Source organism: Streptomyces sp. NPDC096040 (assembly GCF_040303265.1).
Classification (GTDB): Bacteria; Actinomycetota; Actinomycetes; order Streptomycetales; family Streptomycetaceae; genus Streptomyces.
The window spans coordinates 121079-135212 of record NZ_JBEOTA010000022.1 but is presented as its reverse complement, the minus strand read 5'-3'; the positions used below and the strand labels follow the sequence as shown (position 1 = coordinate 135212).

Genomic DNA, 14134 nt, shown 5'->3' with positions numbered 1-14134 from the left:
GGCGCGCTTCATTCGTCCCCGCGCATGAGCGGGGCCGTCCGGTCCCCTCCGCAGCGGTCGCGAGCCGTGGGATTCTTGGGGGTGACGACGGGCCAACGGAGAGGGAGAGCGAGTGTCGCAGCAGGCCAGCCCTCGGGGAACCTTCCTGAAGATTGCCGACTCAGTGAAGGTGCTGATCGAGGGCGACCCGGAGATGACAGAGCTGCCTTCCCTGACTGAGGTCATGCGCGAACACGGCGTCTCACGCGGCGTTGCCATCCGCGCGTACGGGGTACTGCGGCAGGAAGGCTTGGCCGAACCTGCGCCAGGCGAGCGGTGGCGCGTCGTGCGCTCGGGTGATCGAGTCGACCGGCGCCCGCTCGATCAGCGGATTGCCGACATCATCACGGCTGACGGACTCGAGGTAGGGGAAGCGTTCCCGAGTGCTTCCGCACTCGCCGAACGGTTCGGGGTCTCCCGTCCCACGGTGACCAAGGCTCTGGAGAAGCTGGAGACCGCCGGCGTGCTGGCGGGGGGAGGACAGGGCAGGGTGCGGACGGTCCGCGCCGTGCCGACGCGAGAGGAGCGTTCGTAGCTTGCCGACGTTGACGGAGTGGGCCTATCCCCTGGCTGAATCCCTGCTCGCCGAGCCGCTACCGCGGCGGTGGAAGCACTGCCTAGGGGTCGCTGAGAGGGCACGTACGATCGCTCTTGTTCTTGGCCAGGACGCGGATCTGGTGGAGGCCGCGGCAGTACTGCACGACATCGGCTATGCGCCGGACCTGGCCAAGACGGGCTTTCACCCGCTGGACGGCGCCCGCTACCTCCGGGACGTGGCCGACGCCGACGAACGTGTCGTCAACCTGGTCGCCCACCACTCCTGCGCCTGGCTGGAGGCGGAAGCGCGCGGCCTGCGTGAGGAACTGGAGGGCGAGTTCCCACGCGAGAGCGCGCACCTGAACGACGCGCTCTGCTACTGCGACATGAACACCACGCCGGACGGCACACCCACGAACCCGATCGACCGGATCAACGAGATCGCTGGACGCTACGGGCCCGACAGCCTGATCGGAAAGTTCATTCGCCGCGCGGAGCCCGAGATCCACGCGTGTACGTCCCGCGTCCTCGAACGTGTCGCCACCGCCAAGCGTCAGCCGATGTAGGGAGCGGTGCGCTTTCGGTCCATGGCGTGCTCGATGCGGAGCCGCATGGTGGGATGGACGTCCAGCTCCCGCAGGTCCGTGGGGTCAACCCAACGGACCTGCGTCGTCTCAGTACTCGTACGCAGCTCGCCACCGACGGGCCGTGCGCGGAAGCAGATGCTGAACTGCTGCCGGACTTCGCCATCGTCGTACTGCATGACGTGCCCAGGGTCTGTGTAGATCCCGGACATGTCGACGACTTCGGCCTTGATGCCCGTCTCTTCCCAGACCTCACGGACGACCGTGTCACTAATGGACTCGCCCACGTCGTGGCCACCACCGGGTAGTGCCCAACGTCCGTTGTCGGATCGCTGGATCATGAGCACCTGTCCCGCATCGTTCTGGACGAACGCCACGACCGAGGGAACGACGGAGTTGGCCCGCGGGGCGTCCGGATCGTGCAGGTAGTCGATGCGTCCCATGTTCAAGCTCCCGTGATGTCGCGTTCGGTTACTGGCCTGGCGCCTTCCCAGGTCTGTTGAACGCTATTGGCAAAGGTGTCGAACAGACCACCGCCAGGGAGCCGCCGCAGGTGGAACACAGGCGCCATGTAGGCACCAATGCCGTACACGTGCGTGTTGGCCAACATCTCGTTGTCAGCACGGTAGATCGAGTTGTAGAGCACCGTGTCATGCAGGCGGAAGGCAATCTCGCGGTGGCTGGTGAACAGCGGGCGGTAGTTGACCAGCGCGTTGCGGATCTTGCCGTCCATGATGCGGTGCCCTTCGTCGATGCCGCGTCGGATGACGGCTTCGCACTCGGGATCACCCATGAGCACTCGGATGCGCACGCCGCTCTCCGCCTTTTTCTTCAGCGTCGAGAAGAAGAGAGGGTCCTCTGCCAGGTAGATGCCAGCGTACACAAGGATGTCTATGCACTCCGTGGCGCGCTCACACATCTCGCGCCAGAGGTCTGACGGCACCGTGTGGCGATGCGGGTAGGCGGTAACGATCTCGGCCTTCGTCAGGACCGATGCACTCTCGGCATTGCGATCGTCGTCCCAGAGCGTCGTCACGTCGACCTTGAGAGCTGCCGCCGTTGCGTACTGGTGTCGCCGGTAGGGCGCCTTGCCTTGCGTGATCCAGCGCTCAACGGTCTTTGGGTTGACCTTGATCTCCTCAGCGAGGCTCTGAATGGTCATGCCTCGCGCCAAGAGGGCCGATCTCAACCGCTCGTTGGACATCTTCCCCCTCCGTTGGACATCTAGGGAGCTCTTGACGGTAGCGAGCTCAACCAGAGCTGTCTACGTGTGCGGTGACCAACTCCCCTGACCTCGAGCGATTCTGATTGTGCGCCAAGAAGTCCCGGTGCAATCAACAACGGGTTCCGTGGCGGTACTTGACGGCCCCCCATGCGATACCTGTAAAACAGGTACTGTAACCACAACCAAGACCCCGCCGGGCCCGCTTACACGCGGCCCGCGCGGCAGGGGAGACGTCAAAGTCCGTCGTCTTCACGGATCGATCGGTGTCATCGGCTAAGCCGCTGGTCTGACCCTCGGGCGTAGACCCAGGGACCGGATCGGCGGGGATCCCGGTGGTTGGGCTGCACCCGGCCCATGACAGGTAGCCATTCCAGGGAGATCGGCTCAGCGAGTGACGACTGAGCGACGCGGTGACCACGTGCCGACCAAGCGAAGGGAGCAAGGCGCGTACGGAGCCGCGAGAGACAGTGGCGGGCTTTCCCGTCACTCGTCATGCGGGCAGGGCACCGGCCATCGCGTCAGCGCCCTGCCCGTTTGATGAGGAATCAGTGCGGTCCCCACGGGGCGCAACCCGGGGGACCGCGGCCAGGCACCTGATGTGGAGGCACCTGTGGTCACCAGTCTGACAGAGGCGGAGCGGGACGAACTGTCCCGGAAGAACGGCGACGCGAACAAGCGCAGCGAGGACAACGCGCGTGCCCGGGGGGGGCCGTTGATGGCCGGCTCGGAGCACGAGAAGGCGAAGCCGCCGCTGCCGGTGCGCCCGCCCCGTCCCCACCCGCGCGCGGTCTGACCGGCCGCTGAATTCAACCGCCCCGATGGTCGTAGGCCGGGTTCAACTCCCGGCCGGGGCACTGTGGCCCACCGCGCTCGCGGTGGTCGCCGCCCCCGCCGGGCCGACCGCCCTCGACTTCCCCGCGGTCCCCGGCCTCTTCCTTCCCTTCGAGCTGGGAGCTCCCATGCGCTCTTTCGTGTCCGGCCACCGGGCCGACGACCCACAGGATTTCCTCGAACTCGCCCTCGGCACCCCGGTTGAACTGTGGCTCGGGGCCGAAGGCGAGAGCGACGAGGAACGCACGGCCCGTCTGGACGCGGCCCGCGACATCCTGACCCACCCCGACTACGCGAGCCTGCCGGACGACCTGATCCGGCTGGCCGCGCAGGCGGTCGACAACCACCCGGAGCTGTTCAACGTGGTCCCGCTGGCCCGTCCCGCCCGCCGCCGTCCGGTGCGCCGGGGGGCCGCGGCATGAGCGAGAGCCTGACTCTGGACGACCTGTCCATGGCACTACGGGCGTTACGCCTGCTCGCCGCGGACTTCGGCCACCTGCCGGCACCCATGCTGGACGTGTCCACCATCTTCCCGGACCGGCTGAGGCTGTCTTTCCACTACGGCCTGGCCGACTTTGAGTCCTGGCGTGAAGCGCTGGGCATCGCCCCGGACGCTGTGGAGCACGGTACGCAGGGTGCGGGCGGTGGGACGCGCGTGCTCAAGGCGTCTATCGAGTACGCGGGTGCGGTGCTGGAGTTGGTGGCCTACGCCGACGTCGTCGCCCCGGCACAGGCCGGAGTGGCGGCCTGATGTCCGCGGCGTGGGGCAAGTGCTACGACCCGACCGACGCCCGGTACGGGGTGCCCACCTATCCGTGGAGGCTGGCACCGTCCGGGCTGGCGACGCGCCGGCAGCTGCGGGCCCGCGGCCTGCGCCCCGGGGGCCAACCGGTAGCGGCGCAGACCATGCGCATGAACCGGCGCACCGGCACTCCGAGGGTGGCCTACCTCTACCACGTCGACCGGGCGCTTCCGGTGCGGCCGATGACCTCCCGCAAGTGGGGTGCGCTCGCGCTGGCCATGCTCGCCCGCCGCACGTGCCCGAAGTGCCAGATCACCTACAGCTACTGCATGCCCCGCTCGCTCGGGATGTGCGTGCTGTGCGCCTACCCCGACGATCACGGAACGGAGTGAAGAACATGGAAACCAAGCACGTAGTACGGCGGGCGGCTCACTGGAGTCTGCCGGTCGCGCTGACCGGCATGTCGCTGGGCTGGACCGTCTACGCCGTGGGAGAGATCCTCTCCCGCCAGGCCCCGCCCGCGCTCGCCATGACGGTGGCCGGCATCTACGACGCGGTATGGCTGTACGCGTTGGCCATGGAGACCGCGCACCGTCGCCAGGGTTCCAAGGGGACTCTTCCGGCTGTGCTGGGCTGGGTGTTCCTGGTGACGTCGGTCGGTGTGCTGTTCACCCACGGCCTGATGTACGCCACCTTGGCCGTCGCCGTCATCGGCGCGGTCGTCCCGGCCGCCGCGAAAGCCACGCTCATCATGGCGGTGGAACGGGAGTCCACCCGGATCTCCACTGGGGCGCAGCAGCAGATTGACGCGGTGCGCAGTGCGACGCGGGATCAGGTGGCCATCGGCCGGGCCGTCACCCGCGCCAAGGCCGACCGGCACACGACGGCGGCCGTGCTGGAGCGTGAGGAGCGCAAGGCCCGTGGCCAGGCGCAGAAGGTGCGCCACGAGGCAGCCGAGGAACTGACCAAGCTCGCCGCCAAGCACCCGATGGACGACGTTCCCCAGGAGGTCCCGGCGCTGTTCTCGGACGATGATCTGGCCCGGGTGCTTGGGCAGTGGACACAGGAGGGCGTGTCCCCGGCTGTGTCCCCCGTGTCCCCGCAGGTCGACCCCGTGTCCCCGGCTGGTGAACTTTCCGCTCCGCATGATGCGGGACACACCCCGGTCGACCTGACCGGGCTTGCTGAGGTGGCGGCCGTGGCCGGCGTCGAGACGCCCGAGCCGGGTGAGCCGCTGACCGAGGAACAGCTCACGGTCGTTCTGCGGTGGCTGCGTCACTCCGACAACCCCCCGCTGTCCTACCGCAAGGCCCTGGCCGCATACCGCGCAGCAGGGTTCTCCGCGAAGGAAGAGCGGGTGCGCAAGGCGTACGCCGCGCTGATCGACGCGGAAGACGCACAGCCCTAACTGAGCGTCCGGCACACATCAATGAAGGCCAGCCCACGGCAATTGGGCTGGCCTTCGTTGCGACTGCCGGAGCAGTCGACCGCACCAGTGAAGCAGACCTGGTGAGCCCCGGCGAGCGGCACCTTCGCAGACCCGTAGGGCAGACCCGGCGAGCGACACCGTCCACTCTCACCGACACGTAGGAGTCTCGACCGTGACCACGCAGACCGCCCCCGCCGCCGACAACTCCGCGCAGGCGCGGGGCACGCATCACTGGATCATCACGCTGGAGATGCCGGGCCGGTTCTCCATGACGCAGGAGGGCACCGTCACGCCCTCGCCCGGCAGCACCCGGCAGGACGTCTACCGCTTCATCTACCAGTCCGTGACCGAGCAGGACGCCAACCTGCGTGGTGCCTCGGTCGGTTACTTCGTCCTGGAGCCCAACCAGCTCTGACCAGCCCTTCCCCGCAACGCGAAGGCCCGGACGCGCGCTTTGGACGGCAAGGCGTCCGGGCCTTTGCCCTACTCCGCAAAAGGAGTGCTCACAGCATGACGGAACTCACCACTGAGCCGGTAGCCGTCCAGGCCGCCCTCACCACCCCGTCCCCACCGCCCGACACCGCGCCCGCACCCGCGCCGGACGGGAAGGAGGTGGAGCACACGCCCGGCGGCTGGCCGGTCGTCCCGCTCGCCCTGACCGGGGCGAACAGCACGATCGGCATGGTCGCCGCCGCATCCCTGGCCGGCGGCCCAATTGCCGCGGCCATCGCCGCAACCGGCATGGTCGTCCTCGGCACCGTCGCCGCCACCCGCTCCCGCACCCCCAACCCCCGCCGCGCCGCCCGCCGGAACGCGGCCCGCACCGCCGGCCGCACCGCGGCCCGCAGCGCGGGCCTGCGCCACGCCAGCACCGGCGGAACGGGCAGGAGCGGGAATGGTCCGGCCGGCTCCCGCACCGGCCGCAAGGGCGGCACGTCAGGCAGCGTGCCGGGCCAGCACCGCCGCAGCACCGGCCCGGCCGCCCGCCACAACAGCGCCGGCGTCGCCGTGGGTGGGAAGACCCGCAACACGACCGGCCGCGACGGTTCCCAACGTGCGCCGGGCACCGCGAACGGCAAGGCCGCGGGCCGGATCCGGCAGATACGGGCCCTGCGTGCCGCGCAGCAGCAGGCAGGCGGATCGCGGGCCGGGCAGCGGGCGCAGACCACCGCGGCCCGCCGCGCGGTCGCCGACGCCCGCCGCAACACCAACACCCCCGCAAGCAGGACCCGTTCGAGCAAGCGGCCCGGTCTGACCGGCCGCCTTGCCGGCACCACCGCCCGCAAGGCCCGTGCCGCGCGGGATGCGGCCGTCGCCAAGCAGCGCGCGAAGCGTGACGCCAAGAACGCTGGTGCGGTGGCCGCGCAGCGCGCCCAGGTCCGCAAGGCCCCTGCTCGCAAGGCCGCGCGTCAGGCCTTGCGAAGGTCCGCGGCTCGATTCCACGGGCGGCGCCTGCTGGCCGCCCTGCTCGCCCTGCCGGTCGGCCTGCTCGGGATGCTCACCACCCCGTTCGGCCGGAAGTTCCATATCCCGGCCCTGATGCACCCCGGCCGCCGCCTCTTCCGCCGGCTCCTGCTGACAGCCGCTGAACAGCGCGCGGAGCGCGACGAAACCACCCGTCACACCCAGCGCGAGCAGGAGGCCGCCGCCGACGCGCAGGCCACACAAGACGGCACCGAGGGCATCGCCGACAACGTCGAACGGCCCGCCGCCATGGTCCCCACCCCCAGCACATCCCAGGTCAGTGGAGGAGAGCACGTGACCGGATTCCGGTTCGAAGAGGCCGCTTCCGAGATGGAAGACGCCGCCAACGCCTACCAGCCCGAGAACGCCATGGAGATCCTCGCCATGGTCGAAGGGCTCCCGGCCGCGCTGACCTGCGTGGCCAACGTGATGAAGATTCTCGCGGAGCGCTCCGACAACGAGTTCCCGCTAGAGAAGGAAGTCGCCAACGGCTTCAACGACATCTTCGGCGCGCTGATGAGCGCCGTCGCGGTCGCCGAGGACATGGGCCCGCTGTTCCGGCAGGTCCACGAGCAGGACATCTCCCGTCACGAGGACCCCCGCAACGGACACGAGGCAGAGAAGGGCTGGAACGTCTGACGATGAGCAGCACCGCCACCGCAAAACAGCAGAGTGGCCCGGTGCTGGACTGGGCAGCCGGTCACGGACCCGTGACCGGCGCCCTGTCCGCGACCACCGGAGCCTTCGCCATCGCCACCACCGGCGCCGCCACCCACATGCCCCCCGGCTGGGCCCTCGCAGTCGGCGCCGCCGGAGCCCTCGGGCACACCGTCGTCGGCCTGCGCGTACGCAACGCCGGCCGCACCCTGGCCACCCGCGCCGCGTCCTGGCTCGTGGGCGCCGGATGGACCACCTGGGCCATGACCCACGGCCCCCTGACCTGGGCCGCCCTCGGCTCCCTGGCCACCATCGGCGTCGGCATCGGCGCCGCCGCCCGCTCCACCGCCCTGTTCGAAGAGGCCCGGGAAGAGGAAGCCATCGCCACGGAGCAGCGGCAGATCGCTGCGGAGTTGTCCGCGGAGCGCCGTGCGATCGCCGCGGAATGGGTCGACCGCATCCAGCGGGTGTGCTCCCTGACCGTGCGCGTGCTCGGGGTGGAGATGTGGCCCACCGGGACCGGGTTCTCCATCGACGCCGAACTCCCGCCCGGCGGCACCACCTACACAAAAATCGCCTCCGAGTCCGCCCGCCTGTCCGCAGACGCACGCCTCCCCCACGGCTGCACCGCCGTCGCCTCCCCCGGCATCCACCAGGGCCGGGTCATCATCGACGTGACCACCGTCAACGTCCTGGAAGAAGAGCGCACCTACCCCACCGACTACGGCCCGCTGTCCGTACACACGGGCATCCCGTGGGGCTACCGCACCAACGCACAGAACATCCTCACCTACCTGCGCGAACAGTGCGCCCTGGTCGTCGGCCCCACCGGATCCGGCAAGACCAACATGGTCCACGCGATCCTCGCCGGCTTCGCCCGCGCCGAAGACGTGCTCACGTGGGTGATCGACCTCAACGCCGGCAGCGCGGGCCTGCCCTGGGTGCTGCCCACGCTCAACGGGCAGATCGACACCGGGGACGGCAAGCCGGTACGGCCGGGGGTCGACTGGCTCGCCGGGACGTTCGATGAGGCCATGCTGATGCTGGAAACCGCGGTCCGGGTCGCCAAGCAGCGGAAGATGGGCTACCAGGACCTGCTGGCCAAAGCCAACACCGACCTCCTGCCCATCAGCCCGCGGATTCCCCAGATCATGCTGGTCATCGATGAGGGCGCGGAGATCCTGGCCAGCCCGGACCGGCAGATGCGCAAGCTCGCGGAGAAGATCCTCGAAGTCATCCGGATCGCCCGCGCCATGGGCCTGCGCACCGTCCTGACCGCCCTCGGAGCAACCGGCAGCGTGCTGGGCAACCTGATGATCCGCCGGGAAGCCAAGGTGCGCGTCGCGCTGACTGGGGGTGAGACCGAGGGCATGGACTTGAGCAAGATGTTCCCCGGCACCCGTGGCCTGCGTGTCGACCAAGCCCCTTACAAGGGCGCCGGGTTCATGGGCACCCCGGAGTCCGCGGCCGGACTGTTCAAAGCGTGGCGGATCCTGCCCAATCAGATCCGCGACATCATCGCCGCCACCTCCGACCGGCACCCCGTCCTCGATGACGTGTCCGCGAAGGCCGCCGGCCCGGCCTACGCCCGACGCTGGGACGCGGAGCGCACCGCATGGATGCGCGACCACACCCCCGACAACGACACCGACGCCGGGGCGTACGGGCCGGCGTCGGGACTGAACCTGTCCGCGCTCGACGGTCAGGGGGCGGAACGGGTGTCGCCGGAAGACGAGATGCTGGCCCGCTTCCGGGCGGAGATCGATGCCGAGTTCGGCACCGCGCCCGACCCGCACACCCTGACCGAGCAGGCCCCGCCGGCTGTCTCGGGTGGGCTGAATCTGTCGGCGCTGCGGGGCGAGCAGGACAACTCGGCTCAACAGGCCGCGCTCGCCCTGCTGCTCGCCGCCGGCACCGAGGGCACCGGTGCGTCCGCGATCGCCCGCGCCCTCGCGGATGAGTTCGGCACGACCCGTCAGACAGTCGTCGGCTGGCTCAAGACATGGGTGAGCGACGGCACCGCCGTCCGCGTCGGGGAGGGCACCAAGGCCCGCTACGTCCACCACCGGCACACCCCCGAACAGCCTCCCGAAGACTGATCACTTGTCGCCTGTCGTCCTGCTGAAAACATATGCCGCCACTGCCGCCCTGAGGGCTCGGAAACGGCTTGTGACCTGGGATGCGACAAGCGACAAGACAAGACAAGCGACAAGCCGCACGACAAGACAGACGACAAGCAACGCGACAAGCCACCACGCGGGCAGCACCCGGCAAGCGGGTGCTGCCCGCCCTCGTTTCCGGGAGGCCGCTCGTGATCGTTTCCCTGTCCGCCGTCGCACTCTTCGGGGTGCTGGCCTTCGTCCTGCTGCGCGGCCGCTACCTCGGACCGTTCAGCGCACTCGTGCTCTTCCTGTTCGGCTTCTTCACCGCCGGCACCGGCGCCGCCGGACCCGTCCGCGCCATGTGCCTCGCGCTCGCCGACGCCGCCCGCCACCTCACCTGACCCGCCAGGAGCTCCCGCCATGCCCGAGTACGACCACAGTGCGGCCTGGCAGCCGCGGATGACCGACGACGAAGCCACCGCCGAAGCCCGCCGCATCATCGCCGACGCCTACCAGCCCGCCCCCGAGACACCGACCGCGTACCGCGACACCAGCCCGCTGCCCGCCTACGGCGACACGCCCCCCGTGCTCCAGCCGGACCGGCGGATCGTGCCCGCGTGGGCCGCCGGGACCGCCGTCGCCGGCATCGGCGTCGGGGCCGCGTTCGTCGGCGTCGGCTGCGGCCTCTGGCTCGCCTGCCAGGGATTTGCTGCCGTCTCCCTCACGTCCGTCCTGTTCGTCACCCTCCCCATCGCCGCCGTCGCTGGTGTCTTCACCGCCATCGGGACCGCCCTGCGTTCCCTCAAGGGCGTCCACACCGAGCACCACCACCACTACCGGGGACCGGTCCGGCAGGAGAACACCACCACCAAGTCGTACGGGGTCGTCGCCCGTACCCGCAACGAACACCACGGCTGACAACGCCAAAGGCGGCCCCCTCTCGCCAAAGACCGGGCCGCCCTTGCCAACCAGTCACCCATCAAGGAACTGGAGACATCCAGCATGACCCAACCCACCGACATCCGGCGAGCCTTACCGCCCGCCCCACACGGCCCCGCGTTGGGAGCTCCCGGCGCGATGCGGTTCTACCTGACCACGCACAAGCGGCACTGGGTGAAGCTCACCGACGTGCCGCTGTTCCTGAAGTCCGAGCACTTCGCGGCCGCCGCGAAGCTCTACCCCGCTCTTGGGCCGTACGCGGTCGACTCCGGCGGCTTCTCGGAGCTCAAGGACAAGGGAACCTGGACCCGCTCGCCCCGCCAGTACGTCAATGACCTGCGCCGCATCTGGGAATGCGTCGGCCCCTACGACTGGGCAGCCCCGCAGGACTGGATGTGCGAGGAAGCCATCATCAAGGGCGGCTGGTTCGGTGGACTGTACTTCGTCGGCACCCACCTGAGCGTGGAAGAGCACCAGCACCGGACCGTGGCCAACTTCCTGGAACTGCGCTCGCTCGCCCCCGACCTGCGCATCGCCCCCGTCATCCAAGGCAACACGGTGCCGGCCTACGAGCGGTGCGTGGAACTCTACGAGCGGGCCGGCGTCGACCTACGGGCCGAACCCGTCGTCGGACTGGGGTCGGTGTGCCGGTTGCAGTCCACCCGCCAGGGCGCCGCGATCGTCACCGCCATGGCCGCGCACGGCTTCAACCTGCACGGCTTCGGCTTCAAAATCCTCGGCCTGGAACGCGTCGGTCACCTGCTGGCTTCCGCGGACTCCGCTGCCTGGAGCACGCACGCACGCCACCGGCCTCCGCTGCCCGGCCACACACACAAGAACTGCGCGAACTGCATCGACTACGCCCTGAAGTGGCGCCAGCGCGTCATCCGCGCCATCCCCACCCAGCAACAGTTGATGCTCACCGACCGGAGTGCAGCATGAACGACCACCTGAGCACCGCTCTCCGCCTCGCGGCCAGCGGCCTGCCCCCGCTTCCTCTGCGCAAGGGAAAGGTGCCGTTCGGTAACTGCCCGGCCTGTGCGCGAAACGGCTGTGGTGGCCGACCGAACATGAAGACCCCCGGCCCCTGCATCTGCCCGCAGCCGTGCCACGGCTGGGCCGCAGCCACCACCAACCCGCACGTCCTCACCTCCCCCGCGTGGGCGCCGGCATGGCGGCAAGCGGCGACCGTTGCCTATCACCCTGGCGGCGCCGGCCTTACCGTGGTCGACCTGGACGACCCCGCCGCCGTCCAGTGGGCCCGCGCCACCCTGCCTGCCACCCGGACCGTGCCCACGACGCGTGGCGAACACTGGATCTACCGGGGCACCATGCCGTCATCGAACGCGGTCCGGCCCGGCGTCGACATCAAGTCCCTTATGGCCTACGCCCGTTGGCTCGGTCCTGGCAACGGCGCCACAGCTGCTCTCCCGCACGCTGTGCGAGCCCTGGCAGTAAAGCCGGCCGCAACTCGCAGGGCGCCACAGACCCTCACAGTGCCCGTGCCGGACGGGCAGGGGGAGTGCCGACACCGCACACCCACCTACCTCGATCGTGGCATCGCCATGGCTGAGCAGCGCATCACCGAGGCCCGCAGCGCGGTCCACGCGACCGTATATCGCACGTTCCTCGCGGTGCTGTCGACCCATGGCCGGTGCGGCTGCCTCACCGACGCTCATGTCGCGCGGCTGTTCACCGCCGCGCAGACCAAGGGCGAAACCCCCCGGCACTGCACCGACGCGTGGACCAACGCCCGCACCGCACTGGGGATGTAGCCATGTCCGAGGACGACAAGACTCCCGCCCGCCAGATCATCACCGACTACGCACAAGCGCACTTCCGGTACTTCCGCACCATCGACGGCACCGTTTACGCGCAGCGCAACGGACACCCCGTCGCCCGCCCGATCCGCTCCCAGGGCACGACCGGGAGCCACCGGCAGGAACTCATGGTCGGCCTCTTCAAGGACGGCATCGGCGTGTTCAACGGCACGGCACTCAAGGAGGCACTGGACTTGATCGAAGCACTCGCCCTGACCGAGGACGTACAGCCCACCCACATCCGCGTCGCCCCGGGGTTCGACGGTGCGACCTGGCTCGACCTGGGCCGCACCGACGGCAAGTCCGTCCGCATCCACCCCACCGGCTGGGACATCCTCACCCCCGACCCGCAGGAAGTCTGCTGGCGGCGCACCCAGCTCACCGGCGAACTCCCCCTGCCCGCCCGGGACACCGACGGCAAGGGCATCGACCTCCTGCTCAGGCTCTGCAACTTCGCCAGCGCCGAGACCGAGTGCCTGGCCCTCGCCTGGCTCATCGGCTGCCTGGAACCGTCCGTGCCCGTCCCCGCACCCTTCCTCACCGGCCCTCAAGGCGCGGGCAAATCCACCGGCGGCCGGATGCTAGTACGGATCATCGAAGGGATGAGCGGCGACCTGCGCCGAGCACCGAAGGACGAGGAAAACATGATCACGGCCGTCGCCGCCGGATGGGTCACCGCCCTGGACAACCTCTCCCACCTGCCCCCGGACCTGTCCGACCTCATGTGCTGCATCGTCACCGGAGCCGAGAGCATCAAACGCGCGCTCTTCACCGACGGCGACGTCGTCCGCTCCCGCTACCGGCGCCCCATGCTCCTGACCGGCATCGACGTCGGCGTCATCCGCCCCGACCTCGCCGAACGCCTCCTCCCGCTCCGCCTCGTGCGGCCCCGAGTACGGCGCACCGAAGCGGAACTGTGGGCCGAATACGCGGAGATCCTGCCGGTCGTCCTCGGCTCCCTGCTGGACCTGACGGTGAAGGTGCGGGCCGCCGAAGCGGACACCCCCACCGACCTGCGGATGGCCGACTTCGCGCACCTGTGCGCGCAGCTCGACACGGCTACCGGATTCGGAGCTCTCGCCGCGTACCGGGCCAGCCTCGATGACCTCAACGACGACGTCATCGAAGGAGACCTGCTGGCTCAGACGGTTCTGCAGCACGCCGCCGGACTCGACCCGGGCGCGGAAGTCCGCATGACCTCATCGGAATGGCTCCACTGCCTCACCAGCCTCTACAGCGGCGAGGAATGCCGTCCCCTGCCCAAGGGCTGGCCCACCACCGGCAAAGTCCTCTCCGACCGCCTCAAACGCCTTCAGCCCACCCTCGCCGCCCGCGGCGTCCTCATCGACTGGGGCCGCACCAGCTCCGCCCGCTACATCGAAATGACCCGCCCCCCGCTCACACCCCCGAACCAGCAAGAAGCGGCGTTCTGACCTGCGCCGCCCGATGCCGCACCGAACAAGCAAGAGGAGCACCCCGCCCCGCGAGGCACCCCGCCCCGCGAGGCGTGCTCCTCTTGCTGTTCCGGCGGCACGCCGCCGTTGCACAAGCCGGCCGCGCAGCGGCTCCTTCTTCACGTCCTGAGCCGCGCACCACCACAGACACCACCCCGCCTCTTTCCTAAGAGAAGAGACGCTGCGTCACCCACGTCACCAGCCACACGAAACCGACCCCTGACCAGCGGCAACAGCGATGACGCAGACAGCCAAAACCTGCGTCATCACACGTCACCCGTGTCACGCGTGACAGAGCCCCGCGCCGCCCT

General features: G+C 69.5%; 17 protein-coding genes. 15 read left to right on the top strand and 2 right to left on the bottom strand.

The genetic code is table 11. From position 1 onward, the window contains the following. The first annotated feature begins 112 nt into the window (after nt 1-112). Together ABTY98_RS28540 and ABTY98_RS28535 are read left to right on the top strand one after the other, a co-directional pair. Nucleotides 113-574, top strand: coding sequence for a GntR family transcriptional regulator (locus ABTY98_RS28540; protein WP_352223875.1), 462 nt, complete (start codon nt 113-115; stop codon nt 572-574). A 1-nt stretch (nt 575) separates the two neighbouring features. Further along, nucleotides 576-1142, top strand: a complete 567-nt coding sequence (locus ABTY98_RS28535) for an HD domain-containing protein (protein WP_352223874.1) — start codon at nt 576-578, stop codon at nt 1140-1142. Here ABTY98_RS28535 and ABTY98_RS28530 read toward each other — a convergent pair. Further along, a complete protein-coding gene (locus ABTY98_RS28530; protein ID WP_352223873.1) occupies nt 1130-1603 on the bottom strand; it encodes an NUDIX domain-containing protein in 474 nt (157 codons plus the stop codon). The two genes, ABTY98_RS28535 and ABTY98_RS28530, sit on opposite strands and share 13 nt — an antisense overlap. A 2-nt stretch (nt 1604-1605) precedes the next feature. Continuing rightward, the gene (locus tag ABTY98_RS28525; RefSeq protein ID WP_352223872.1) at nt 1606-2364 is read right to left on the bottom strand and encodes a helix-turn-helix domain-containing protein; all 759 of its coding nucleotides are present in this window, start codon (nt 2362-2364) and stop codon (nt 1606-1608) included. 631 nt (nt 2365-2995) lie between these two features. On the opposite strand from ABTY98_RS28525, the gene ABTY98_RS28520 reads away from it, so the two are divergent. From ABTY98_RS28520 to ABTY98_RS28460, 13 genes are all read left to right on the top strand, one after another. Further along, entirely contained in the window at nt 2996-3178 is a 183-nt protein-coding gene (locus ABTY98_RS28520; protein ID WP_352223871.1) for a hypothetical protein, read from the top strand. 166 nt (nt 3179-3344) lie between these two features. Then, nucleotides 3345-3638: a hypothetical protein gene (locus tag ABTY98_RS28515; RefSeq protein WP_502994378.1), complete on the top strand. Its 294-nt coding sequence runs from the start codon at nt 3345-3347 to the stop codon at nt 3636-3638. Beyond that, nucleotides 3635-3967, top strand: a complete 333-nt coding sequence (locus tag ABTY98_RS28510) for a hypothetical protein (RefSeq protein WP_352223869.1) — start codon at nt 3635-3637, stop codon at nt 3965-3967. Before ABTY98_RS28515 ends, ABTY98_RS28510 begins: the two co-directional genes overlap by 4 nt. Beyond that, nucleotides 3967-4350: an RRQRL motif-containing zinc-binding protein gene (locus tag ABTY98_RS28505; protein ID WP_352223868.1), complete on the top strand. Its 384-nt coding sequence runs from the start codon at nt 3967-3969 to the stop codon at nt 4348-4350. The genes ABTY98_RS28510 and ABTY98_RS28505 overlap by 1 nt, the downstream gene beginning before the upstream one ends. A gap of 5 nt (nt 4351-4355) precedes the next feature. Then, the gene (locus ABTY98_RS28500; RefSeq protein WP_352223867.1) at nt 4356-5366 is read left to right on the top strand and encodes a hypothetical protein; all 1011 of its coding nucleotides are present in this window, start codon (nt 4356-4358) and stop codon (nt 5364-5366) included. Nucleotides 5367-5559: 193 nt separating this feature from the next. Further along, complete coding sequence (locus ABTY98_RS28495) at nt 5560-5802, top strand: hypothetical protein (RefSeq protein ID WP_352223866.1); 243 nt, start codon at nt 5560-5562, stop codon at nt 5800-5802. Between the two features lie 95 nt (nt 5803-5897). Beyond that, on the top strand, nt 5898-7490 hold the full coding sequence (locus ABTY98_RS28490) for a hypothetical protein (RefSeq protein WP_352223865.1): 1593 nt from the start codon (nt 5898-5900) through the stop codon (nt 7488-7490). Between the two features lie 2 nt (nt 7491-7492). Beyond that, nucleotides 7493-9607 (top strand): P-loop NTPase family protein, encoded by a 2115-nt coding sequence (locus tag ABTY98_RS28485; RefSeq protein ID WP_352223864.1) that lies wholly within the window; start codon nt 7493-7495, stop codon nt 9605-9607. A 212-nt stretch (nt 9608-9819) separates the two neighbouring features. Further along, nucleotides 9820-10011, top strand: coding sequence for a hypothetical protein (locus tag ABTY98_RS28480; protein ID WP_352223863.1), 192 nt, complete (start codon nt 9820-9822; stop codon nt 10009-10011). A 19-nt stretch (nt 10012-10030) separates the two neighbouring features. Next, on the top strand, nt 10031-10528 hold the full coding sequence (locus ABTY98_RS28475; protein WP_352223862.1) for a hypothetical protein: 498 nt from the start codon (nt 10031-10033) through the stop codon (nt 10526-10528). Between the two features lie 159 nt (nt 10529-10687). Continuing rightward, a complete protein-coding gene (locus ABTY98_RS28470) occupies nt 10688-11491 on the top strand; it encodes a deazapurine DNA modification protein DpdA family protein (RefSeq protein WP_352223861.1) in 804 nt (267 codons plus the stop codon). Beyond that, entirely contained in the window at nt 11488-12324 is an 837-nt protein-coding gene (locus ABTY98_RS28465; RefSeq protein ID WP_352223860.1) for a bifunctional DNA primase/polymerase, read from the top strand. The genes ABTY98_RS28470 and ABTY98_RS28465 overlap by 4 nt, the downstream gene beginning before the upstream one ends. A 2-nt stretch (nt 12325-12326) precedes the next feature. Further along, on the top strand, nt 12327-13802 hold the full coding sequence (locus ABTY98_RS28460; protein WP_352223859.1) for an AICE element replication initiation protein: 1476 nt from the start codon (nt 12327-12329) through the stop codon (nt 13800-13802). Nucleotides 13803-14134 lie beyond the last annotated feature (332 nt).

Bases quoted from the DNA above. Each gene is read 5' to 3' on its own strand.
- ABTY98_RS28530 (WP_352223873.1), bottom strand. From the start codon at position 1,603: ATGGGACGCATCGACTACCTGCACGATCCGGACGCCCCGCGGGCCAAC.
- ABTY98_RS28525 (WP_352223872.1), bottom strand. From the start codon at position 2,364: ATGTCCAACGAGCGGTTGAGATCGGCCCTCTTGGCGCGAGGCATGACC.
- ABTY98_RS28515 (WP_502994378.1), top strand. From the start codon at position 3,345: ATGCGCTCTTTCGTGTCCGGCCACCGGGCCGACGACCCACAGGATTTC.
- ABTY98_RS28510 (WP_352223869.1), top strand. From the start codon at position 3,635: ATGAGCGAGAGCCTGACTCTGGACGACCTGTCCATGGCACTACGGGCG.
- ABTY98_RS28505 (WP_352223868.1), top strand. From the start codon at position 3,967: ATGTCCGCGGCGTGGGGCAAGTGCTACGACCCGACCGACGCCCGGTAC.
- ABTY98_RS28500 (WP_352223867.1), top strand. From the start codon at position 4,356: ATGGAAACCAAGCACGTAGTACGGCGGGCGGCTCACTGGAGTCTGCCG.
- ABTY98_RS28490 (WP_352223865.1), top strand. From the start codon at position 5,898: ATGACGGAACTCACCACTGAGCCGGTAGCCGTCCAGGCCGCCCTCACC.
- ABTY98_RS28485 (WP_352223864.1), top strand. From the start codon at position 7,493: ATGAGCAGCACCGCCACCGCAAAACAGCAGAGTGGCCCGGTGCTGGAC.
- ABTY98_RS28475 (WP_352223862.1), top strand. From the start codon at position 10,031: ATGCCCGAGTACGACCACAGTGCGGCCTGGCAGCCGCGGATGACCGAC.
- ABTY98_RS28470 (WP_352223861.1), top strand. From the start codon at position 10,688: ATGCGGTTCTACCTGACCACGCACAAGCGGCACTGGGTGAAGCTCACC.
- ABTY98_RS28465 (WP_352223860.1), top strand. From the start codon at position 11,488: ATGAACGACCACCTGAGCACCGCTCTCCGCCTCGCGGCCAGCGGCCTG.
- ABTY98_RS28460 (WP_352223859.1), top strand. From the start codon at position 12,327: ATGTCCGAGGACGACAAGACTCCCGCCCGCCAGATCATCACCGACTAC.